Source organism: Candidatus Nitrosocosmicus franklandus (assembly GCF_900696045.1).
Taxonomy (GTDB): domain Archaea; phylum Thermoproteota; class Nitrososphaeria; order Nitrososphaerales; family Nitrososphaeraceae; genus Nitrosocosmicus; species Nitrosocosmicus franklandus_A.
On sequence record NZ_LR216287.1, the window covers coordinates 1,212,313 to 1,237,211 of the forward strand.

Below are 24,899 nucleotides of genomic sequence, written 5' to 3' on the forward strand. Positions count from 1 at the left end.
ATAATGCATATACTATAATTTAGATTCAAGATCTATAGTCAACTCGGATGAGCTTTAAATCAAATGCAATTTCAGTAGATAAGAAGACAGAACGCGCCTCGTTTAATAAAACATTTAGGTCTTTATACCTGCTACTAAAATGAGTCAGGCATAATCGTTGAACCGAGGCCATTTTTGCTAAGGTTGCGGTTTCAAGTGCTGTTGAATGATAGCTTTCCTTTGCCTTGGTCAATTCATTAATTGAAAAAGTAGACTCAAATATCAGTAAATCACAATTTCTAAAGAAACTGCAAAGATTTTCAGATGGACGAGTGTCTCCTGAAATACCAATTTTTCTACCAGGTCTTTTTTGACCAACGATTTCACTAGAATGAATTACCCGATTCTTGTCTACAATATCAAATCCTTTTTGAAGTAAACCATACATCTCTCCTTCTGGAATACCGAGTTCTTTAGCTTTTCTTATATCGAATTTTCCGGGTCTATCGTTTTCAAGTAGACAGTAAGCGTAAGAGCAAATACCAGGCCCGTGTTCGGATTTACAATACAATATTTTATATTCTTTTTCTTCGACCAACGTTCCTTGAGAATCAAGAATCTTATGTATGTTTATTTGAAAAGTCAAATTGACATTCAGCAATCTAAAGTTCTCTATTATAAAATCATACAACGGTTCTGGACCAAAAATATCAATAGGCATAGTCCTACCTTGAAGTGAGAGCGTTTGGAGAAAACCTAAAATACCCAAAATATGATCAGAGTGTAAGTGAGTAATAAATAGCATAGTTCTTTTATTGAAACCAAGGCTTGCTCGAATAAAATTATACTGCATACCTTCTCCTGCATCAAAGATATGAAGAGTTCCATTTCTATTTACAACTACCGAGGAAAGAGATCGGTCAACTGTTGGCATTGCAGCAGATGTCCCCAAGAATGTTACTTCAAGACTCACCATGACACACTCGATCTCAAGAAATAATTATCTATTATATATCTAAAATGGAGCACAATGTTTTAGCAATTTCATTGCTTAAATCTATCTTTGAACAAGATCTTGGAATACTATTGGTTGATATCAGATCCTGAATTCCAGTTTCTCTGATAGCATTCAATGATTTCTCTTCGGATAACGCATGCACACACATTACAAAGATTCTACCACAATTATTTTTCCTCAAAATGTCGACTGCCTTCATTATAGTTCCTCCACTCGATATCATATCATCTAATAAAATGATGTCGCGGTCTCTGATATCTTCATGAAGATCTTCATCAATAGTTATGTTTCCAGTCTGCCTATCCCTTTTTTTTATTAAGCTTAAATAAGAAGTTTCTAGAATCTCAGAAAACACTTTGGCCCTATTGGCTCCACCCTCATCAGGAGAAATAATAATGGGCGTATTTAGGTTGAAATTTGCTTTCGCATAGTTAGCAAGTAATGGAATGGAAGACATGTTAAAAACATTCAGATTAAAACAAGACAATGCGGTAGAACTGTGAATGTCGATAGTAACTAAATCTTTGATGTGAAAACATTCAAATAGTTTTGCAATAAGAGCCATAGTTACAACTTCGCCTTGTAAAAAACTTCTATCTTGTCTTGCATATCCCATGTATGGGACGACGGGTATAACTGTCGCAGCACCCGAATTAATACAGTAAGAAAGCATCATAAACATTTGAAGATAATGCGAATCAACTGGCGGAAAAGTGGATTGAACAACAATGCATTTTTTATTAACCAAGTTAGCATTTATTCTAATTTTGCTCTCCCCGTCAGAAAAAGTTCGTAGTTCAACATTAATAGGATCAACGTTTAAGCACGTAGCAATAGATGCTCCCAACTTGTTTGAGGATGGCCCAGGCAATACCGCTATATCTTTCACAACATGATTGAGATGAAAAAGAATCTTAAAAATGTTAAACCTAATTCGTTAATACATCAAAATAGAGACAATGATCATTGATTGAAAATGTGTTTTTAAAAAACGGTGTACTCAACATCACATTTGTTTCTCTTTAATGCTGTTTTTGACTACAAAAATAATAGTTAGGTAGTATGCCTATTCTCTGTCTACTTGCACCGGTATCTACTTTTTTATTATTAACAAAACGTCTGAATCGATTTTGTTCAATTGTTCTGATATAGCTTGAATTACCTGTTCATTAGCATTAAGGCTAGAAAAATCCAACAATTGAAATCCATCCAGTAGGTAAACTGCAGGACTTACATCAGATCTCGAGAACCTTGAAATGATTGAGGAAAGATCGGTATTTAATATGGTCGATGGATTATGTATCAATTCACCATTTTCTAGTGAGAGGCGCACTCTGCCATATTTGTCTAATACAAGTATCGATTGCTTATTTGTATTAAAAAATAGCTTTTTGTGTTTATATGAATTACCAAAAATGTAATAATTCCCCAAATTATATTTGAGCGAAACATTACCACGAAATTGAAATAAGCTTCTTGCAATTTCAAACAATTCCTCTTGTTTCAATTCTTTAGAACCATTATTATTTAAATCGAGTGTTACATTACCTATTGCAGTAACTCTTAATATAGATCGATCACTTATATATTCTGATTGGACTGATAGCGAATCAGGGGAGGCATTCTTTCGAATTGCTTCTTCTTTAACTTCGGCTATTAATTGAGCGAAATCTTGAGGGGTTGGATTGTTAATTGTTCTTTCTTTTTCTTCATAAATCATCCCCGTTGCAACTCCAATTGAAGATATAACATCTGCATATTCCGCCTTCTTATATTCGAAATCAAGTCTTTTTGCAACCATCGGAACCAACACAGATGCACCTCCGCCTCCTCCTATAACTACTGTTCTGTTTTTAGATAACTTATATTCCTTAATCATGGGGATAACGTAATCTACAATTTTAGAGACAGAGATATCTATTACTTGATTTGCTATCTTCTCAGGAGTCATTCCCATAAAGGTGGCTAATTTAGTAAATGCAATTCTCGCTGCATCGGTATTTCCATAAGCATTATCGTTCTTGGGAATAAGATTGAGTGCATTTGCTGCACATGTATTAGTTATTCCATATTTCTTTCCACCCGGAATTTGTATACAAACATAATCGTTTGGATCGTTATTTAATGGACTAATGGTAACAACTTCGCCCTTTTTTAAATCCTCAGGATTTGCAAAGCAGGAGTATTCTAATCCTGCAATGTGTGATGATCTGGGACCAACGTCAATAATTTTCTTTTTCGGAGAAACTCTTATTAGTGATCCGCCAGCAACTCCACAAATTCTAGAGTCAAGGGACCTTATGCAAGTTGGGTGTTCCATAATGTTTACATATCGCATTTCTGGTTTCCCATCCTTAATTATACTAATATTAGTTGACGTGCCACCAACTTCAATAAATATTCCTTCTAATACCTGCAAAAATAGCAAAGCACCTACGACACTTGCAGCTGGACCTGACAATACCGTTACTATTGGTTTATGTAAAAAAGAATCCAGAGTAGTTACTCCACCATCACCTTTCATTATCATTAGCGGTGCATTAATGCCAAGCTTGCTAACCGCGGACTTTACAAACGTTGCTGTGCTTGTAGCTTTTGGAAGAATACTGGCATTAATAGTTGCAGTCAAAGTTCTAATTTCCAAACCATAAATTCCAGTTAATTCGTGGCCTGCTGTGCATGGAAGTTTCGAATGTTTCATAACAAATAATTCATTACTAGGATCATCAACTCCAAAAGCTTCGCTTACGACTATCGATTGAGCCCCCTCAGATACCAAATTTTCTATAGATTTGATAATACCAGGTTCTTCTAAATATTTAGAAGTGTCCAAAAAAGTATAACAGGTTTTTAGGGATTTATTAGAATTCAAAGATATATCTTTTATGTGAGTTCGTTTTACTACATTTGTTTTTTCCATCCCCACCCCCATTCCAATAATACCAACTTTAGAAACATCTCCTTCAAGAAATGCATTAACAGCTTGTGTTGTACTATGAGAAATCAACTCTATCTCTTCGTGGTTTATATTGCAATCCTCAATTAGTGCAGATAGTGCGTTTACAATACCAACAGAAACACCGCCTTCAGACGAATGCGTTGTCGGGACAGATTTTTTTCCAAGGATTTTCTTTTCAACGACATCTATAGCGACGGCTTTAGTAAAAGTCCCCCCTACGTCTATACCAATTCGAATTTTTTTCATACTCCCTATTCCCTCTTTGTCATTGAACCTCGAAAAACGAATAATGCATGAATGTCATGTAATTTAAATGCTCCCAAAAAAGCGCTAAAGCTGTAATGATACGTCAAAGATTAATTCGCGAACGCCCATATAGCGCAGGATAGATTGAAAATTATTCTTATCAGCAGATACCAAGATCTCAAGTCTGCCAGTACCATTTTTATTCAAATCCCCTACATACTTCAGATAATTCTTTACATCATGTGCAACTCCGGTTGAAGAATTTACGAGTTTAATTGATGGTAAAATCACTTCAAGATAATTTTTGACCAGAGGAAGATGAGTACTGCATAGAGCTACCACATCAATTGTATCATTTATATATGGTTTAATTACTTTCTTGATTTTTTGGTGTGTTAATTTGTGATCAAATAAAAACGTTCCTTCCTCAACTAGATTAATTATTTCCGAAGAATCTATTTTTTCAACAAAAATCTGTTGTGGAACTTCCTTTCTCAATAGATAATCGAATTCTTTGCTCATGAGTGTTCCTCGCGAGGCCATTATTGCAATATGCTTTTTTCTAGTTAGATTGATAGTTTTTTTTAACGGCAGTCGGGTTGAAATAATGGCAGTCGAGAAATTATTCTTTATCTCATCAAATATTTGGATTGAAGGAGTATTTGATGCCATTACTATTAATTTGGGCTGATATTTTTCTAAGAATTTGATTGATTTTGCCATAATGCCTTTTAGCTCATCTTTTGTCTTTACCCCGTATGGAAAATTCATTTTATCTGCGAAGTAGAGAATGTTCTCAGTCGGAAGGATTTTTCTTATCTCTCTAACAACAGATAAGGATCCTAACCCTGAATCAAATACAGCAATGGGTCTATAAAGCACAAATAATAAAATACATAATGGAACTAAAAATGTTTGAAATGATTATCTACTATTATTAGTGCAACAATTACCCTCAGGTATTCGATATCCATGAGGACATATCCTTGGATGTTTTAATAAGGTACAAAGAGCATCAGTAAAGATATCTTTCATGTGATGTTCTATTCCACAAACCATTTCTTCATCAATATCAATCTTGAGGGCGTCTTTCATAAGTACTTCTAATAAGCGTGTGTTACGTATCATTTGTTTTCCTATCTTTTCTCCTTCACTTGTAAGGGTCACTATTGATCCCTTCTTGTAATCGATAAGGAGTGAATCATTTAATTTATGAAGCATTTGAACGACGGAAGGTTGAGTTACATTTAAGATCTTGGCTATAGAGCTAACCTTTAACTCTTGCCCACTCTCCAAAATAGACCACATTGCCTTTAGATACATTTCGACATGCTCGGCTTCCGCCGTACCTACATACAATTGTTCAGAGAGTCCAGTGTTTTTTGAATATGCAGACAACGTATATAATTACAATGTATTAATTTTTAACTTTATTGATTATGTTGTGATTAAAAAGAAATTTTTCAGAAAACTCATGTTACAATGAAGTGCGGCAGACTCTTCTCGTTTTTCTTCAAATTCAGGACAACTTGTTTTTTATTTAATACAAGCTCCATAGACTGAATCCTACTTTTGTAAAATACGACCTTTTTTCCCTTTTCATTAATTACAATTCTATCGATAATCAAGAGCCCAAGATCTTTGAGCTTTCTTATTTTTTTGTAAGTGGAGCTGATGGGTAGATCATTTTCCCTGCAAATTTCAAATACAGTTTTTGAATCCTCAATAATAGACATTACTATTTTGTAAGAAAATCCATCAAATAGCTCCTTTAATAGAAGTGATGCATTATTCTTATTTTCGTGTGTTGAAAAATACATTTGGTCAGTGAACATCATTTAGGCTTACCTAATTGTTAGGGGTCCCTAATATTTAAACGGTGTTATATTTTTCTTATATCCTATAGATTATGCATCAATAAACCATAAATCATAGACCAATTAGGGCCTAACTGAAAATACGAAAATCTTTCGGTTTATGTTAAAATAATTATTAGTTTTATCATCATACAAGTTCCAAATATCCAAGAACGATAATGGCAATGGCAATGGCAATGGCAAATACGCTGAAATTCTAGTTTTCTAATTTCCTCACTTGATCATCAGGCAAACCTACAGATACCAACGTGATAATAATAAGATTTATCTCTTACTTCATAAGCAATTCTAAATTCCAATAAATTTACTTTTTCAAAAGTTTATTCACCAATCTTTATCTCTCAATAGTTCCCGATGTAGGGACACAGTACATTGATATGAGTATATCTTACGAACAAATACGAAAAATAGAAATCGAATTAATCAAAGTCGAGATACTTATGGTTCCTAACAAAAAGAACAAAATGAGTAATTCAATAAAGGTTAGTTATCAAAAAAATATAATATTCACGAAAAGCACAAATAATGCTAAATACAACGATTGAAAAACACCTCTTGAAAATAGTTGAAAATAGTTGATTTAACACAGGAAATTGATGAAGACACTCAAGTATTTCCGGGTTCACCGAGAGTCAGTTTATTGCAATGGTCTAACCATCGATCTCATAAGTATGCCTCTGAGGTGATTTTTAGTAGTACTCATATTGGAACGCATATCGATGCTCCCTATCATTTTAAAAGCGGTGGCTGCACTGTAGAAAATATCCCTCTTGACAAACTAATAATTCAAGATAAAATAAGAGTTCTCAGAATAGAAAAGAAAGATGATGAAAAAATAGAAATTGATGATCTCGTCAATCAACAAATTGAGGAAAAAGATTCCATATTAATTAACACTGATTGGTCAAAATATAAAAATACAGACAAATATTTCGATAAGAGTCCTGGTCTATCGAAAGCAGCGGCTGAATATCTGGTAAAAATCAAAATAAATCTTATAGGAATAGATAGTCCAAATATCGATCCAGGCTCAGACGAAGAATTTAATTCTCACAAAATTTTTAGCGAAAGCAATATTCCTATTTTGGAGAATTTAATGAATCTAGACAAATTATTAAATAAGAAATTCACTCTAATAGCACTTCCCCTGAAACTCAAAAACTGTTCTGGATCACCTATTAGAGCAGTAGCCCTAGTAGAGTAATACTTGCATACGTCTAAACATTCAAAAAACACATCGCATAGTGCAAAGAGAAAATAACAGTTTACAAGATAAAAAAAGTCCACGACTCAATTTTCTTTCTTATTCTTTGACTTTGTATTGCTAATTAATCCTACTAATCTATAACCATATTCAAAGTTATGTTTTACATGGTTAATACCATGTGTTAAATGGGGTTCAAATTTGCCATCCAATATATTTTCAATATAAAACTGCACCTTCTTAATTGAAATTTGTGAATGCCTAACTTGTTTATCAGACAAGGAACGTCCTAGTTCAGCTTCAATCTCTTGCTTGAAATCCTTTAATTCAATTAATTTGCCGTACTTCTGAATCTTGTTGTAGTTGTTGCATATGTCATATAGTTTTTGTATTTCCTTTCCAGGTAACATGGACAATGAATTTCTAACTTGAGCAGGATCTCTATTAACAATTTGTGCTATCTTGTAAACTATTTCTTCTATCATAAGCATTTTGGCATCATCTTCACTAGCGGTAGAGAAATGACGGCTATCATCTTCTCTTGCAACAGTATCGTGTGATTTTTGCTTTGACGAATTTACGACGTTATCTGAGTTTTCGGTTAGTGACTCTACAGATTTCTTTCCTAGCTTGTTCGCCAACGAAGCAAGATCTCTGTTTGCATAAGAGTATTTACTGGAAACCAGTGAAGATTTTTTAGATTCATAGTAAGTTTTTATCTGAAATAGTGAAATTCTTTTACCTTCTAAATTAGTCTTTAAGAATATAATAGACAAAACATCTACAAGCAGATTCGGGAACTGAACTTTTACACTATCAGGAAAATTATCATAGTCATGTAGAATATCATTACAAATTTCAAAAACAACATTATCATAAGTGGATAATGTAAAGGGAATTGAATTTGAATTAACCTGTTTCTTAATTAAATGATTTGCAAGGAACTTGTATGACATTATAAAGAAATCATATACATCGCTTTTTTTTAGGACAAACTTTTGAGTTTGGATCATGATTGTTATTGTTTTTAATAAAATAAGGTGCTGATCTACAACCTTAACGTCAGGAAACAAATTTTTAAAGTCATTCATCATCATAACAAGATAATCATCATTTTCTGTAATGTCCTCGACCCAATTAATCCCTAGTTGTTTAAAGTCCTTTTTAAATAATACATTGAAATCAGTGTTTGAATTGCCAGTCATTGTTGGACACTCTATAAAGGTATTTTTTTGTTATTAAACATTAGAAAATAATTTAATTGTAAAATATTCTAACAAAAAATTACATAATAAATTCGATATTATTTTTTATTTTTATTATTGTCATGATCGGATTCTGTATCGGAGTTGTCGAGAGCCCAAGGAAACCATTTTCCAATTATTTTGGCCCAGTCAAATTTAAAAGCAAAAAATAGAACCAAAACTAGCAAGATTACCGACAACACTGCAATCAATATTGCAGAATATTGATCATTAGAATCAGTCATGGTCAAAAAGCCCTCCATTATTGGTCTACCCAGATAAACTGTACCCCAAACAATTATTGCACCCATTAAGAACTTGCCTATAAACGTAAAAAACGCAAATCTGGATGGACTATATTTTGCTATCCCAAGAGGAATATAGACCAAATCATCAGGTATAGGAGTCAAAGCAGCAACAAAAACCCCTATCCCACCATATTTACTCAGCAGTTTCTGAAGAGGAAGCATCCTAGTTTTTGTCTTTTTACTCAGAATGTTGCGCCCATAATAGCTAGCAATAAATATTATTGTCTTAGCCATAACTGCACCGATTGCGCTTAACAAGATTATTAGATTCGGATCAAGACTCTTGTCCAGGCCAGAAGTAACTAAAACGGGGAAATATGGTACTGGAATAAATGGAATAATACTACCAATAAAGCTGATTAAGAATATACCTATATAGCCTGAACCACTATAAAAAGAATATAGGTCTTGTATATCAATCAATCAAGCAAATATTGAATTAACAAATATAACTACTTTCTTAATTTTAGCAAGTTTTTCATAAAATTAAGAAATTATTAGACGTCTTCAAGATCTCTATCTAGGTTTTTTCTCGCATTGTCAGTTATTGCGGTGCTTGTCTCCCTCTTTTCCTTTTCCATTTCTTTTTTTGCCACAGATTTTCTCATGGAAGCTATTTTTTGTTGTCGTCTAGGTTGAATGAATAGAATATACAGCGACCCTACAACATAGATAGAAAGTAGAATCAACTGTCCAATAACAGTCTCTAGTGTTGGATGGATACCAGTCATCGTTGCTACATTAATATCAAATCTAGGGATTATGCCCAAAAGATGTGTTGTTGGAATCCATCCAAGCTCTTGAAATTCACGGAGTGCATTGCCTAAGAACGTGATCGACATAAATGCTCCAACTCCCATGGTTAGTCCAAATAATACCCTCAGGGGTAGTTTCTTTCCTAGCTTGCGAATGATAAATACAACAGCAATGATAATGGCCAACCCTATTACCATCCCCGCCAGTACGTAGAGTTCCATATATTTTGCGAATGAGAACAACGCTTGATAGAATAGAACAGTTTCAAATCCTTCCCTATATACAGTGAAGAATGCTAGTAGAACAAATACCATAAAGCTACCAGTAGCAGTAGCCTGCCAGACTTTTGCCTTCACAAATTCAATCCATTTTTTAGTCTCGATCTTGTTTAGTACCCAGAAACTTACCCAGAACAGCACAGCCACAGCAGAAATTCCAGCAATAGCTTCAATGAGCTCCCTTTGAGCACCAGAAATATCAATTATGAATTCTGCTACCATCCACGTAATGGCAGTAAGACCTATGGCAAGAATAATTCCAATATACACGTGTTTTTTGAACTTTTCATTTCTGGAGGCTTCCAAGTACGTAAGTATAGCACCAATGATCAAAGCCGATTCCAGACCTTCTCTAAAAATAATTGAAAATGAAGAAGAAAATGCTATAGCAGGAGCAACAACACCTATACCCTGAACAAACCGTTCAGATTCATCAAGTCCGTTCTTTAGCTCATACACCTTAGAAACAATCTCATCTGGAGGAGCGTTAGCGGTTATAAGATTACGCAATTCTGCAAATTTTATTTCCATTTCAAGTGTAAAATCAGGATCGATAGGTCTCAGAGGAATCTCTATATTTTCATAACTATCAAGATAAGCAGATCGGGCAGTAGCCAAAGCCTCAGATGATTCGTTTTGATTGACTAGACTTATGACTTGATCTAATTTTACCCTTATAGTATCTATATCGTTACGAACCTGTACTTTGAAGTCCTCTGTGGCGTTTCCCATATCTCGTCTTTCACCAGTATAAACTCCAAATCCCTCCTTCAGTGAGTCAATATTAGCAGTATTTGCCACAAAAGCCGAGGGAAGCGCTTGATTTCCCGGATTTGCTGACGAGGCACTGTTACTAATACTTAACAGCTGTCTGGAAACTTCCAGATCTGCTTTTATATCAGAGATATAGGCCTCTATGACAGGTAACGAAGTTTTATTTTGGATCATGTCGCGCAGGTTCTCCCTCATGTTTGTTTCAATTTGTAGCATAAGAGTAGAATTCACTTTTTCTATTGGAGCTTCTAGATATTCAAAATTATCCAGATATGCAGAAGATACATTCTTGTCTGCAGCAACGTAATCACCATTTTGGAGTGAAGAAAGTGCATTATTTAGTAATGTGTCTATGTTATCATAATAAGCTTGCAAAGATGAATCAATTCCACCACCACCACCAGAGGAAGTTGTACTTAACAGCTGTCTGGAAACTTCCAGATCTGCTTTTATATCAGAGATATAGGCCTCTATAACAGGTAACGAAGTTTTATTTTGGATCATGTCGCGCAGGTTCTCCCTCATGTTTGTTTCAATTTGTAGCATAAGAGTAGAATTCACTTTTTCTATTGGAGCTTCTAGATATTCAAAATTATCCAGATATGCAGAAGATACATTCTTGTCTGCAGCAACGTAATCACCATTTTGGAGTGAAGAAAGTGCATTATTTAGTAATGTGTCTATGTTATCATAATAAGCTTGCAAAGATGAATCAAGGCTCTTGGAAGTATCTTGGATACGAATATTGTTTGACTCATTTAGATCATTTTCTATTGCCGTAACCAATCTCAAAAATTCTGAAACATCTCCACTCTTAGATGCAACCAAATTATTAATACTGGAAATGAAATAGTCTACTTCGTCAGATTTTGCACTTGTCATATTTGGTTTCAAAATTTCAAATATCGTCTTGGATTGATTTAACAATCCTAATGTATTCTCATAATCAATCATCGCAAAATTTGCAGACTCTGGATCAAGTAAGTTGGAAGAATTGAGGTAAATACTGTATGAATTGTAAGCGTCTCTAAGCAGGTAGGACATGGTTTGGGATTCAAGGATGGAAAAATCTTGAGCCGGTAATGAGCCCTTTAATTTGGAGTAAAAGTCGTTAACCAAGTTTAAAGAGTCCACAATTTCAGATTGCAGAATCGATGACTCAGGAGCAGATCTAGAATTTATACCAATATCAGTCAAGTTAGCCTCTAAACTCTTGGCCAAATTATCGTCTAAAGATATTGCAAGTGGTTTTATTGAGGGATAGATAACAGAATGTGGGATATAGGCATGTTCAAACAAGAAAGAATTATTATTGTTATTTATTTTATCCAAAAGAATATTTAATTGAGTTTCAATTCTGTTTAAATTTAGATTCAATAATAACAGATCTTCGTTAGAAATAGGGGGCGATGTTTCACTGGATGTGGAGGATTGTGCCAATACATTACTAAGAGATATATTTAGAACGAGCACAAAAGTAATGAAAAATGCAAGAATCTTTACCATTTCCTATTGTCCCTCGCATTAAATTCTAAGATGGTTTCAACCGAAACTTTAAAACAATAGTTAAGCGGAAATAACATTAGGCTTCCCTAACTTTATATCCAATATAATTTAAACATTATCAAGTGAATCTGTTAACTATGACAGATCTTTAATAAAACTTTTATAATAAACAGATAAAATTTTGAATAAAATTACTATGATATATAGGAAATATACTACAAACTAAAAAATTTATCCATAATAGATTATAAAAAATAGAAATATTTAATTATGGAGTCACCGCAACACCAGAAGAAATTGTGTTTGATATAGGCTGAGTTCTGTTGAGATCTGTAAAAGTAACATTAACAAGGACATTTGTTAAAGATTGATCAGGAATTGCAGTTCTAAATTGGACAGTTCCGGATTCATCGGTTGGTGTAAACCCGTTACTGTAAGCAGATGTTTTTATAAGCGTTCCATTTGGCGCATATACTTTCATTTCACCATTGATGGTAGTACCTAAAAGAGAGAGATCCTTGATCTGATAGTCTACCAGCGAATATACCTGGTTTAAAGGATTAGAAGTAGATGGCCCAAATGTAAGCGTATTAAAATTAATTGTTAGTTTCTCCAATGATTGTGCATTTATGCCATTAAATGTATAGATGCCCGAAAATAGCACAGTAATGGTAAAAAGTGCTGCAGAAAGCATCACAATACTTTTATGATTTTTTAGTGTAGTAAGCATCAAATTAAAATCAAATATATACTATAAAAACAATATGTTAAGATTTAGTTATACATTTTAATAAAAAAATTTAGATTGAAGAATATATCTATTTGTTTTCGTACGCCACCTCCTGGTGATAAGATATATCTAGACCCAAATCTTCCTCCTCTTCTGAAACTCTAAGGCCAACTGTGTATTGAATAATCTTTAGTACTACCACTGTGCCCACAAAAGCCAAAACAGCGCCAACTCCAATTCCAAACGCCTGAATCGGTAATTGCATGGGATTACCATAGAATAGACCATCTGGACCTGCAGAATTTATTGCGGAGGTAGCAAATAATCCTATCCATAGTGCTCCAGTAATACCAGTTATACCGTGAACTGAGCTTACATCTAGCGCGTCGTCTATCTTCAATCTTTCTTTAATTAAGACGATACCATAATAGGATGCCAATCCAAGAACAATACCCAAGAAGAATGCAGACTGTCCGGTAATAAAACCAGCTGCAGGAGTAATACCTGCTAGACCAGAAATTCCACCGTTTATTACCGCGCTGACGGTAGGCTTTCCTGTTCGGGCCCAGCTTATCAGCACCCATACAAGCGCACACGTAGCAGCACCTATCTGTGTAGCCAAAAATGCACTAGCCGCTAATTGTCCAGAAGCTAAAGCACTACCTGCATTAAATCCAAACCATCCTAACCACAAAAGCATTGCACCGATGGCAGCAAGTGGCAGGTTATGAGGAACCATAATCTCTGGTCCATATCCTTTGCGTCTGCCCAGTACAAGTGCACACGCCAAGGACGCCATACCCGCACTAACGTGGATAACTATACCGCCAGCAAAATCATAAACACCTAGTTGAGCTAGCCAACCTCCACCCCATATCCAGTGAGCAAGTGGATAGTAAACTATCAAGCTCCAGAGTATGACAAACAGAATAAAGCCGCTCCATCTAACACGCTCCGCAAATGCTCCTGTAATTAGCAATGGTGTGATTACTGCAAACATCATTTGGTAAGTAGCAAATGTAACTCCTGGTATGGTGGGCGCTATATCCATAGCCTCACTAAATGGCACGTTCTCATAGAAGAAATTGGAGAGGTCCCCTATAACACCGCTAACATCTGGCCCAAATACCAATGTAAAGCCTACTATAAACCACATTGTTGATAGCAGGGCCATGCCAGTTATTGTTTGCATGATTACAGATAAAGAATTTTTTAATCTGATTAATCCCGACTCAAAAAAACCCAGAGCAGGAGTCATCAAAAATACTAACCCAGTGGCGACTAACATCCACGTGGTATCACCAGTATCTATTGCCAACGGTCACAAAAGGTTTACAGTAGATTATAAAGTTTTTCCTTTTTTGTTTAATAATTTTAATTAAAACACGGATATTAATAAAATTATCATAAAGTTTTGATTTTTTGATTAACAGTATTGATTAATAAAAGAATGGAGAATATAGGTAAATTGTGCATATATGTTTTCTCGATTGTAAATAATATAAAAATAACAATAAACTTCATTTAATATTAGAAAGAACGAACTAAAACCAATTACATTTAGGTCAAATAGTAAATAAATTATTTTATACTACTAATCTTGTCCAAAATCCATAAATTTCTCCCAGAATTTCGTCACATTCAAGGTTTTTGGATTGGAATTTCCTCCTTCGGTCCCTGGTTCTTCTGCTTCATTATCATTAGAAGCATTATTTGCATCTGTAGTTGAGCACGACTTGTCAGCACCGCATGTGGTTACTACACATGTGTCATTATTACATGTCCGCTCGTAATACGTAAAGCTGCTATCTTTGTTATCTTGGGCATAGCCTAACGGTACGTAAAACATGGAAAGGCCTAGCGTAAATATAACTGCGATAACAATATACCCATTCATACCAAGTTTAATTAATTAATATATTTTTAAATTTTGAAAGAATCTCAAAGATAAAATCTCACTATTCTTTAGCAATCTGAAAAAAATGTACCAAATTTATATAATAAACTATCATTAGATCATAAAGTGAAAGCTCTTTTTTATTCGAAACCAGGTATAGAAAACCTTGTATTTTCAGATTATCAATTAGCCGATTTAAGAGAAGACGAGATCTTAATTGAAACAAAATGCATGAGTGTTAATCCAATAGATTATTACACTGTTACTGGAATACATGGATTAGACGGTCCTAAAATGAAGATATCCCCTTATCCACATATACCAGGTACAGAGGTCGCAGGGATAGTAAAGAAAAAGGGTTCTAAAGTAAAAACCAAACTTATCGAAGGTGACCGTGTAATAGTATACAATAGATTATTTGATGGAACATGCAAATACTGTAGAAACAATATGGAAATGCACTGTATTAATGGCGGAATGATAGGAGTAATAACAAATGGAGGATATGCAGAATATATCAAAGTCCCTCATCACAATGTAATTCAAATTCCTGACGAGATAAGTTGGGACATTGCGTCTGCGTTACCAATTGGCGGACTTACTGCACTCAATGCTATAGAAGAATCACGATTGAAAAGAGGCGATTTTCTATTGATATTTGGCGGTGCTGGCAATACAGGCCTTTTTTGTTCACAAATTGGCAAGATAAAGGGTGCTCAAACAATATCCATTTCTTCTAAGCAATGGGTTAAAGAATACGGAGCTGATCTTGTATTGGAAAATAATGCATCCTTAAAAGAAAACATTTCTCGTGTTACCAATGGGAGAATGATTGACCTAGTTATAAATTCTCTTGGAGAAAAAACTTGGAGTCAAGGAATGAATTTGGTAGGAAAGTTGGGTACGATTATTACATATGGAGTACTGACTGGTGGTAACTTATTAACAGATGGTAGATTGCTTTATAATAATCAGATCACAATAAAAGGCACTACTGGCGGATCAGTTAAAGGATTAAACAGGCTGATAGAAATAGTAAAGGAAAATAACATTAAGACTAAAATTTGGAAACGCTATTCTTTGGAAGACTCGAAAAAAGCTATTGAAAAAGTCTTTGATAAGAACAGAGAGGGCCGTATTATAATAGAAAATGGTGGATAAATTATTTTGATAAACTTTAGTACTAAGAAAGTATAATACAATTACTCAATTGGAATTATAACGATACATCTTAAATTACTAACCAAGGTATTACTTTTATAACAAGAAAAAATATTGATAACATATGAATAATCTAGGCAAAATATCTATTGTATTGATAGCTGTTTTCATAGCAGGTAATTCCATGTACCCTATCAATCAGCTGGTTCATGCACAATTAGATATTTTAGAAACACCCACGAATCCTAATAATACGTCCACTTCTTCAACAACTACCACTACTCCTAAAGCCATAGACACCCAGAAAAATGCAAAAATTAAAGAAGCATTAGCCAATATCTTTGAAATTTATCAGGTCTTGGCTGAAAGAGGAGATGTAGACTCGCTACTAAAACTTAATACGATAGAGAGAATATTGCTCGAGTTATTAAAATAAGATATAAAAAATAAACTAAAAACTGGACAGATAAATTTCTTTTTTATATATATTATTGCAGTTGTAAAAAATCTAATATTTTAAAAAAATGGGTTATTGGCCATTCCATGCTAGGGGTGTACCTAACATGTATGGTTTTACCGTCACTGGAATGCTGTTTGCACCAGTTGGTGGAATTGCATTGGATGGATTTGCATCATCAGTCAAGCCTAACAAAGCACTTGTACCATTGTCTGGTCCATCAACTACAATTAAGCCTGCTTGACCTTTGAACAATTGTGCATAGTCATGGTTTACAAATGCATAGACACCTGGTAGGTCAAATACTACATCAACAATTGCATCATTGGATCCACCTATTGTGTATGTTTGTTTGCCTATTCCGCTAACAATGCTACCGTCGGTAACTCTGTCTAATATTTCACCTACTATGTGGAAGTTGACAGGTAAGTCACCATGGTTTAGCAAGAAGAACCTAACATGGTCACCTTGTTTGAAGAATAGAGTTGTTGCATTAGGTGTCTTGGTGATTACTGGGTCATATCCAAATGGGATACCATTGATCCATGAAGCTGTTGGTTGGTGTGCGAACATTGCTGCAGCATCATATTGACCAGATGGATCAAGATAGTATTCTGAGAATTGTAATTGAACTTCCTTTGCATCAGCATCTACTTCGGTTGTAGTTAGAGCGTTAGTACCATTTTCAACACCTACACCTTCATATCCTGTGTATCCAACTTGTGGGTCGACAATCACACCACCAACCATTCCTTGGAATACGTGTTGATCCATTGTCAATACGTTATTTCCTTCACAGTGATACTTGAAGAATCCTGGTTGAGTAGCTACAAAGGAATATTGTTTTGAATCACTTACATTGATAGCCCCAAAGTTAGGTACTGCGCTTATAGTTGAAGCATGGTGATCCAAACTGTGGATCAAAGTATTGTTTGGATGATTAATTATATTGACATTTAAAACATCACCTTGAGTTACACGGATTGTTGGACCGGGGATAGTTCCATTCCATGTTAATGCGGCAACTTGTTGACCACTGGGTAATGTGAGATTCTTCTCGATAGCTACAAATGTTACATTTCTTACTGGAGCATCACTTTCCTCTGCCTCTTCAGTAGAGATTTGTTGGAATGCGCCGCCTATTTTGAAGTTCATATCGGCCAGTGTTAATTGACCTTGCTCATTTGATATTGCAAATGATTTCATGTTTATGCCAGGAAGTAAAATTAATCCAGACATAAGAACAGCTGACAAAGCAAAAATTGCTAATGTACTCTTCATTGAAGCTAAATTAACTGGTAGATATTTTTAAACCTTTTGGACATAAAAATTTTATAGAATAATGTTTCATTTATAATAATTTCGATAATGTATTCAAGTAAATGAATAATATTTAATTTGCATTGCAAACATTGCAAATGTTTAACAAAACTGCAAAAAGCCGTAATACTGTATGAATTACGTTAAGATTAAATAATTTTTCCTGAAATTATCAAAGATTTTGAAAGTTTCACTGATTATCGTGCTTCAATATCCGTTAATCTCATTTGTATATTCTTTGTGAATTTATCGAAATGATTAGTTTCATGAGAAAGACTAAGATGCTTTGATCATGAGATCAGATCATACCAGAATTAGTTAATTTGATGAATATATGAAATTCCATATAAGATTTATACCTTCTTGTCTATATATCACTATGATCAGCAATGATTTTCTCTTAAAAATCTTGATTATTTTAATAATTGTTGTGGTTTTTGCAGTTATTTTAAGTTTTTTTGCCCCAATTATAATAATTTTAATAATTGGAATTGTAGGCTTCTATATTTATGTAAAGTACTTCAGAAATAGAAATAGGAGGATATTATAGATATGTATCTGAAATCCAGGCAAGTCGTTGTGTTTAGATTTCATTGTACAGTGTTTCAAGATATTAAGTGAGGCTCTAAAAAATTTGTTTTAGGTCCCAATTCTACCTTAGAATTATCATCATCTATACATAGATCTTTCCAAATTCTTATATCCACCATATTATAACGATAGATTTCCCTTCACAAAGACGTTTAATTCACAAAAATTCTCGGGTCGGACGAATACCATAACGGTTAACTCAAGACCGAGGTCTCCGAAAGTATATGATTGGATCACTTCTAATATCATCATCGCATTAACAAGAGCAATTTGTTGGCTTTGCTCCCACAAGTTATTACGGGAATGCCATGCATTTGTAATATATTAACGGCTACCTGGAGACGAAGATATGGAATACGATACTAATTCTAACTATAATAAATTAACTACAAATTCTAGAGATATTTTTCTATTGTGATGCACTTTCTCACTGATGTAAGTTAAGATCCAGTATCATGTATAGGATCAAGATCGTCTTTTAAAGAAGAGTCGACCTTTAGTAGGGCTTGGTAAAGATTCGCAAGTAAATCCCACAAGGCTCTCATCTACACTTTACAATTTAAGAGAACGCTTTTAGAAAACATGATGATCATTTAGTCAAGATGACTTCAATAAACATATTACTTGATTTTTCGATTTCAATCTGAAATATTTCATTATAACAATTATCCAAACTTCAAATATTACTAAATCAAAAATGGCATAGATAAATAAGGAAATTCAACTTATAATAGTATATGAAGTATTCGTGGCAAAAGACAGATACTGGACTAACGGCAAGGATCATAATCTGTTTTGCAATCTTGACAATTTTATATCTAGGATTTATTACAATTTTATACTATTTAGGATTAGGCTTCATTCCAATAGTTATTATTTCCGGTGCTTTTATTTTGGGTCAATGGTTTTTCTCGGATAAAATCGTTCTATGGAGCACGGGTGCAAAAATAGTTACGAAAGAACAATATCCAGTTTTACACGAAATAATAGAACGAATAGTATCTGCAAATGGTATGCACAAACCTAAAATCGCTGTAATTAATAGCAGAGTCCCAAATGCGTTTGCCACAGGAAAAGGACAGCGCAGTTCGGTTGTGGCTGTCACCTCTAGCTTAATGGACATACTGGATTACGACGAGTTGGAGGGAGTTTTGGCTCATGAATTGACACATATAAAGAACCGTGATGTGATGGTTATTACCCTAGCGAGTTTATTTTCAACTATTGCATGGCAGATAATGCAGTTTGGTTTTTTTGGAGGGATGTATGGAGCAGGAAGAGACCGCAATAACGGAGGAGCAATACTAATCATAATTGCAGTTGCCTTTGTTACATGGATTGTAAGTTTTCTGATAATTAGGGCAATTTCTAGATATAGAGAATTTTCAGCAGACAGAGGCTCTGCCCAAATGACAGGCAAACCCGCTGAATTAGCCAATGCATTAATGAAAATAAGCGGGTCCATGAATAAAGTACCAACCAGAGATTTACGACATGTTGAAGGATACAATGCATTCTTCATAGTACCAGCAATCTCCGGAAAGACAATAGCTAACCTCTTTGCAACCCATCCTCCAGTAGAGAAACGAGTCGAAAGATTGCTAAGTATGGAGAGATCCATGTATTGAGATTTTTTAGAAAGTTACTAGGCAGTAAAAAACCTGTAACTATGAAAATGGACGACACTGAAGCAATATTTGCCATGGCATCTGCTAGTATGTTACTAGAAGAAAAAATGAACATAAAATTTGCTAACATGTGTTCGCTTTGTATCAAAATAATTCATGGAAGTCATTTTAGAAATACAATCGCCGATTGCGAAAATTTTCTAAAAGTATCAATGGATGAATTCGAATTCAAATATAAAATTTTGAAAGATAAGTTTGGTTATCTATGGTTCGTGATAACAGCACAAGATATAACGTTAAAGTATAATAGTATAACAAACATAGCAGCAGCGATTTCTTCATTAGGCGATATTATAGAAGAAAATGGTTTTGCCTTACAGATTCTATCGGTGATATTTAAATTCGAATTCTTGGAAAAAGACTTTAGCTGGGCAGACAGATCTACCATTTTAGAAGAACATGTAAAAATAAACCAGTATGACTCGAAAAGCTATCAGCAGAACAGTAGTAATAGGAGCACGATTGATTTGTATATAATATATAATTACAAGACTAATAAGTTTTACCCTTTAATCCCTGCTTTGAGAAAAAATAAAGATATGTCTAAAGAAATGAAAATACATTCAATTTTAAAAAATTCTATACCTACTGAAAACGATTTTTCAAAATGGTTTCCAATTAAGGATATCCCATTCTAATTCATAGCAAAAGATCCTTTTCCATGATCTGAATCAATCTGACATTCTGTAGCTCTTTTGAGCATGCTAAAATTCTTCATTAATTACATCTTTAACACTAAAGTGGTCAGTCATATTCTTTGGTTTGTTTATTTATGAGGTCTATGAAACTAGAATCAAAGGAGGTTTTTAGTACAAGTCATCGATTATACCTTCGCCTTTAAATAATTCTCTGGCCTTTTTTAGATCGATATCCAATCCAGGTATGATTATGTCAGACGCCGTGATTTCTTTAAATTCTATTTTTATACCCTTTTCATTAATTTTGTCATAGATTTTCCTTATTTTCTCGTCAAATTCCTTTTTCACAGTTTCATTATTTTCGTTGTTCTGCAGTAGAGAAACCATTTCATTATCTATCTGATTGATCTCTTTTACAGTATCGAGATCTATTTTGAACTGACCGCCGCCTAATATGCGTACCGTCTTGAATTCTCGTTCGATTTCGTTGTTCATAGTATTCAATATTTTTGATATTACATAACCTGTTAATAGGTCTATTTTGTAGCCAAACTGGACTTCAACTTGGCTAGTTCCGATTCCACTTTCTCCTTTGACTCTGCTCTTTCTAATTCCATATCTATCTGGTCCTTGCTATTTGTATAATCCGTTAACATTCCAGAATCAATCATTTCATCTATAGCCATGGATTTTGATTTTAGTGCCTCTGTCTTTTCCTCTGCTCGACTAATAGCAACACCAATATCAGACATTTCTTCTGATATTCCAGTAAGATTTTCTTTTACCCTCACTTGCGCTTCAGCAGCAGAGTATTTTGCTTTTATTATCTCCTTTCTGGATTTGAATGATTCTATTTTTGCGGATAAACGACTTTCTGCTTCTTGCAATTTAGTCTGTTCGTTCTGAATTTCCAGAATCTGATTATCTAAATCTTTGATCTGAGACAAATTTGCATTTTTTCTTTCTAATGCTAGCCTTGCCAAATCATCCCTGCCAGATTTAACTGCAGAAATCGCTTGATCATCCAATCGTTTTATATTATCTTGTAGGCGTGATTTTTGCATTTCAAGACGTTTTTTTGAAGCCGTTATCTCTATGATATCTCTTCTCAGCCTCTGTATCATTTCAGTCTGTTTTACGGCCGAATAATCAAGAGCTTCTCGAGGATCTTCGTGTTTTTCTATCAGTTTATTTACTTTTTGTTTTATTATATTAACAATCCTATCAGAAAGACTCATACTATTATATAAATAGGGATTAAGTTATTTTAATTGTTTGTTGAGTAAATTTTTATCGTCGGTCGGGAAATAAATATGAAAAGCCCTTCTTAAAATTGCATTGCTAATATTATTTAGTTTCAAAATTTGGATACATTATGACATGATCACCAGCTTTGGCACAAACATATTTTCATTAGTAACCATCAGAAAACCAGCCAAATGAGAGACGAGATATTTTACTATTACAACATGTATATTTGACGCATTAAAAACAAGTGGCTGAAGAAAATTAAATCATCTGAGAAAATATATTGGTAACGAAAAATAGGGTGAAACTAAGGATATACTGAAAATATGTTGATTGATTGATTCTGATAATGATTCAAACAGAGCTAGTCGTTTATTTGCTAGGTCAAATTTATACGATTATCTTGCCACCTCTATTAGAATATATTAGAATCTATCGACAACAAGGAGATAAGAAATTGATAATCCAGTGAATAAAATTGATTTAATAAACTACGAGAGATTCTGTAAAATAGTAGTCAACAAAGACAAGGTAAGACTGTTGGGGAAACATGGCGTGATACTATTTAAAAGAACCAAAATCAAATTGGTAAATGAAATTAAATCGATTCTCGAGACAAATCATTATCTAAAGGATATTAAGCGATACGTGGAATATTTCAGGTTCAGGATAGATCCTACTATTGAATCCACGTTCATTCATTATTATCTATAGGATGAAATCGCTCTATTTGAATGGTTGAATGAGTGATATTAAATTTTTTTTCTAATAAAGAATTAATCTCATCTAATATTTGGTATGAATTGCTAGTATCCATTACAACTACATGGGCTGACAAAGCGTGTAAACCTGACGTTATACTCCAAATGTGTAGATCAAAAACTCCTGTTACTCCTTTTATCTTCAATAGTTCCTGCTGTATAAGCTCGTATGATATGTTGGAAGGTACACCTTCCATCAATATATGTACAGATTTTTTCAATAAATTGAATATACGAGGTAATATAAATAAAGAAAGTCCAATACTTAATATAGGATCGATTACGTTTATACTTGTAATTGCTATTAAGATGCCACCCGATATTACACCTACAGAGCCGATGGTATCGCTCAATAGTTCCAGCTTAGCTCCTTGGATATTCAGATCCTCTGTTTCAATTACCTGTTTATTTGTGTGTTTCTTATTTTGAGTAACTTCATCCTCATTGTTATGTGTATGAAAGTACTCTCCCCGTAAAACATACATCCCAATAATATTTATTATTAAACCTACTATAGCAACGATAATCATAGGCAAGCTTTGGATCTCTAATGGTTCAAAAATTCGCCTATAAGCCTCGTAAATTATGATTATAGACAAAAGTGATAAAATTATACTATTTAGGAAGGAAGCAAGAATTTCTGTCCTAAAAAAGCCAAATGTGTGAACAGGAGTGGCTTCCTTTTTGCTATAAATTGCCGCAATCAATGCAATACATATTCCAAATGTATCAGCAAGCATATGTCCAGCATCGGCAATGAGAGCCAGACTACCTGTATAAAAACCAGTAAGAATTTCGACAACTAAATAAGAAGCAAGTAAGACCAGGACAATTTTCAATTTCCTTATTTTCAGATTACTTTTAATAATCTCTGTTCCGGTATTATGCAAATTAACTAAAAAATTAAAGTGACATAATGTTATAAACTTGCTCCAAAACTGCGTAACTCTACAGGTTTTTATAACTAGAACTCGATTAATATTAACTAGTATTGATTAATTGTAGAAGTATTCGTTTTAGTTCTTTTACAACTCCAATAGTTATTCTCACTTTAATATTTTCATTATTTTGTATAGTTCTTGTAATTTCACCGATTTATATCTCAGTATATGGTCATTTTAGCCATGCAGCACATTATAATAACGGACAAATTGGTATAGGAAATGAAATCTCGGTTTTTCAACAAATGGAACCAGAATATCCAAAACCCAATGAAACTGCATACATTCAATTTAGTATACAAGATAAACAAGGCAGAGACACAACCAATAAAGTAGTCTTGGTAGAAATATATTCTACACTTACGAATGAACGTATAGCTGTTTTTCCTTGGACCATAGTTGAAATTGGAGATTTCCAGGTTCCCTTCATCTTTCCCAAAATTGGAAATTATCAAATTGTATTAAGTCTATTGAATGCTGATGCCAATCCCGATGAAATACTCAATACAGTTCCCCCTCCTAGAAATATTTTGGTGGATAGCTTAAATTGCAATTGTGAAAGAGCAGTGTTTAATATTTCAGTAGGAGAATCTTTTGGATCTATTTTCCTTGCCGTAATTTATGGTTCAATTTTAGGAGTTGTTTTCATAGTTGGCGGAGTTTTATCATGGATGTATCTTAGTAGAAGAAAAAGCAAAACAAATCCCATTTCAAATGAAGAGTTTATAAAATACTCGGTTCTGTTTTTGGCCGTTGGGGCATCGATAGTTCATATCGCGGTTTATTCAGGGCATGCAACTTTGAGGTTGGAATACAGCATATTCTTGATATCTGCAGCTGGGGGGCAACTCTTCTATGGAATTTCATATATCTTTCTAATTTTTTCCGACGACAGACTACCTATAAAGAAAACAGACAAAAGATTCATCACAAAAGAATATTATAAAAAATCAAAGATATTAAATTTGATAGGATTAGCAGGTTCATTGGTTCTAATAGGTTTATATATCTACTCAGTTACTTTTCCTCCTCCCCTTTCACCAAATGCACATCCAGAAGATGTCGATTTTGCAGGTATTCTTGATAAGTCTCTAGAGATCTTATTGGTAATCGGAATTATATACTTGATGAAAGTAGAGAGGAAGAGGTATTTGTATAGCAGACAAATTTCAGATAATAAAAATATTTGATCTAGTGGGTTCGGCAGCCTAAAAAATGATTATATACCCAATATAGTTCAAAAGTAAATGCATAGTCAAATAGAAATATGTTTTTCTATTTTCGACAATTGATTGGCATTAACCTGCAAATGCTCTTT

The 24,899-nt window shown here is 33.9% G+C and carries 22 protein-coding genes; 6 read left to right on the plus strand and 16 right to left on the minus strand.

The features are described 5' to 3' along the window. Window positions 1-25: 25 nt before the first annotated feature. The 6 genes from rnz to NFRAN_RS05715 form a co-directional block, all read right to left on the minus strand. Window positions 26-955 (minus strand): ribonuclease Z, encoded by a 930-nt coding sequence (gene rnz, locus NFRAN_RS05690; RefSeq protein ID WP_134483702.1) that lies wholly within the window; start codon window positions 953-955, stop codon window positions 26-28. Between the two features lie 31 nt (window positions 956-986). Next, a complete protein-coding gene (locus NFRAN_RS05695; RefSeq protein WP_172602162.1) occupies window positions 987-1,886 on the minus strand; it encodes a ribose-phosphate diphosphokinase in 900 nt (299 codons plus the stop codon). A gap of 204 nt (window positions 1,887-2,090) precedes the next feature. Next, the gene (locus tag NFRAN_RS05700; RefSeq protein ID WP_134483706.1) at window positions 2,091-4,202 is read right to left on the minus strand and encodes a hydantoinase/oxoprolinase family protein; all 2,112 of its coding nucleotides are present in this window, start codon (window positions 4,200-4,202) and stop codon (window positions 2,091-2,093) included. An 84-nt stretch (window positions 4,203-4,286) separates the two neighbouring features. Further along, a complete protein-coding gene (gene murI / locus NFRAN_RS05705) occupies window positions 4,287-5,084 on the minus strand; it encodes a glutamate racemase (RefSeq protein ID WP_172602163.1) in 798 nt (265 codons plus the stop codon). A gap of 42 nt (window positions 5,085-5,126) precedes the next feature. Then, on the minus strand, window positions 5,127-5,525 hold the full coding sequence (locus tag NFRAN_RS05710) for a metal-dependent transcriptional regulator (RefSeq protein WP_134485696.1): 399 nt from the start codon (window positions 5,523-5,525) through the stop codon (window positions 5,127-5,129). 149 nt (window positions 5,526-5,674) lie between these two features. After that, window positions 5,675-6,040, minus strand: coding sequence for a helix-turn-helix transcriptional regulator (locus NFRAN_RS05715; protein ID WP_134483710.1), 366 nt, complete (start codon window positions 6,038-6,040; stop codon window positions 5,675-5,677). Window positions 6,041-6,644: 604 nt separating this feature from the next. On the opposite strand from NFRAN_RS05715, the gene NFRAN_RS05720 reads away from it, so the two are divergent. Continuing rightward, on the plus strand, window positions 6,645-7,283 hold the full coding sequence (locus NFRAN_RS05720; RefSeq protein WP_134483711.1) for a cyclase family protein: 639 nt from the start codon (window positions 6,645-6,647) through the stop codon (window positions 7,281-7,283). A gap of 86 nt (window positions 7,284-7,369) precedes the next feature. On the opposite strand, the gene NFRAN_RS05725 is transcribed toward NFRAN_RS05720, so the two are convergent. The 6 genes from NFRAN_RS05725 to NFRAN_RS05750 form a co-directional block, all read right to left on the minus strand. Next, entirely contained in the window at window positions 7,370-8,488 is a 1,119-nt protein-coding gene (locus NFRAN_RS05725; protein ID WP_134483713.1) for a hypothetical protein, read from the minus strand. A gap of 98 nt (window positions 8,489-8,586) precedes the next feature. Next, a complete protein-coding gene (locus NFRAN_RS05730) occupies window positions 8,587-9,258 on the minus strand; it encodes a DedA family protein (protein ID WP_134483715.1) in 672 nt (223 codons plus the stop codon). A gap of 74 nt (window positions 9,259-9,332) precedes the next feature. Beyond that, window positions 9,333-12,149: an FTR1 family iron permease gene (locus tag NFRAN_RS05735; RefSeq protein WP_197731135.1), complete on the minus strand. Its 2,817-nt coding sequence runs from the start codon at window positions 12,147-12,149 to the stop codon at window positions 9,333-9,335. Between the two features lie 268 nt (window positions 12,150-12,417). Then, a complete protein-coding gene (locus tag NFRAN_RS05740; protein WP_134483717.1) occupies window positions 12,418-12,879 on the minus strand; it encodes a hypothetical protein in 462 nt (153 codons plus the stop codon). An 88-nt stretch (window positions 12,880-12,967) separates the two neighbouring features. After that, on the minus strand, window positions 12,968-14,197 hold the full coding sequence (locus NFRAN_RS05745) for an ammonium transporter (RefSeq protein WP_134483718.1): 1,230 nt from the start codon (window positions 14,195-14,197) through the stop codon (window positions 12,968-12,970). 276 nt (window positions 14,198-14,473) lie between these two features. Further along, window positions 14,474-14,776: a hypothetical protein gene (locus NFRAN_RS05750; RefSeq protein ID WP_134483720.1), complete on the minus strand. Its 303-nt coding sequence runs from the start codon at window positions 14,774-14,776 to the stop codon at window positions 14,474-14,476. A 126-nt stretch (window positions 14,777-14,902) separates the two neighbouring features. Between NFRAN_RS05750 and NFRAN_RS05755 the strand changes: the two genes are divergently transcribed. Next, entirely contained in the window at window positions 14,903-15,937 is a 1,035-nt protein-coding gene (locus NFRAN_RS05755; RefSeq protein ID WP_134483722.1) for an alcohol dehydrogenase catalytic domain-containing protein, read from the plus strand. A 124-nt stretch (window positions 15,938-16,061) separates the two neighbouring features. Further along, window positions 16,062-16,373 carry a hypothetical protein gene (locus tag NFRAN_RS05760; RefSeq protein WP_134483724.1) on the plus strand — a complete coding sequence of 104 codons (312 nt, stop codon included), beginning with the start codon at window positions 16,062-16,064 and terminating at the stop codon, window positions 16,371-16,373. Window positions 16,374-16,466: 93 nt separating this feature from the next. Here the strand turns inward: NFRAN_RS05760 and NFRAN_RS05765 are convergent, their stop codons facing one another. Beyond that, the gene (locus NFRAN_RS05765) at window positions 16,467-17,675 is read right to left on the minus strand and encodes a multicopper oxidase domain-containing protein (protein WP_134483726.1); all 1,209 of its coding nucleotides are present in this window, start codon (window positions 17,673-17,675) and stop codon (window positions 16,467-16,469) included. Window positions 17,676-19,042: 1,367 nt separating this feature from the next. Here NFRAN_RS05765 and htpX point away from each other — a divergent pair. Together htpX and pspAB are read left to right on the plus strand one after the other, a co-directional pair. Beyond that, on the plus strand, window positions 19,043-19,933 hold the full coding sequence (gene htpX / locus NFRAN_RS05770; RefSeq protein WP_134483728.1) for a zinc metalloprotease HtpX: 891 nt from the start codon (window positions 19,043-19,045) through the stop codon (window positions 19,931-19,933). Further along, on the plus strand, window positions 19,930-20,631 hold the full coding sequence (gene pspAB, locus NFRAN_RS05775; RefSeq protein ID WP_134483730.1) for a PspA-associated protein PspAB: 702 nt from the start codon (window positions 19,930-19,932) through the stop codon (window positions 20,629-20,631). Before htpX ends, pspAB begins: the two co-directional genes overlap by 4 nt. Before the next feature lie 168 nt (window positions 20,632-20,799). Here the strand turns inward: pspAB and pspAA are convergent, their stop codons facing one another. The 3 genes from pspAA to NFRAN_RS05790 form a co-directional block, all read right to left on the minus strand. After that, window positions 20,800-21,126, minus strand: a complete 327-nt coding sequence (gene pspAA, locus NFRAN_RS05780; protein WP_425321222.1) for a PspA-associated protein PspAA — start codon at window positions 21,124-21,126, stop codon at window positions 20,800-20,802. Window positions 21,127-21,167: 41 nt separating this feature from the next. Continuing rightward, window positions 21,168-21,869 carry a PspA/IM30 family protein gene (locus NFRAN_RS05785; RefSeq protein WP_134483733.1) on the minus strand — a complete coding sequence of 234 codons (702 nt, stop codon included), beginning with the start codon at window positions 21,867-21,869 and terminating at the stop codon, window positions 21,168-21,170. Between the two features lie 704 nt (window positions 21,870-22,573). After that, window positions 22,574-23,479: a cation diffusion facilitator family transporter gene (locus tag NFRAN_RS05790; RefSeq protein WP_172602164.1), complete on the minus strand. Its 906-nt coding sequence runs from the start codon at window positions 23,477-23,479 to the stop codon at window positions 22,574-22,576. 152 nt (window positions 23,480-23,631) lie between these two features. Here NFRAN_RS05790 and NFRAN_RS05795 point away from each other — a divergent pair, with 152 nt between their 5' ends. Next, a complete protein-coding gene (locus tag NFRAN_RS05795; protein ID WP_134483737.1) occupies window positions 23,632-24,771 on the plus strand; it encodes a hypothetical protein in 1,140 nt (379 codons plus the stop codon). Window positions 24,772-24,899: the final 128 nt, after the last annotated feature.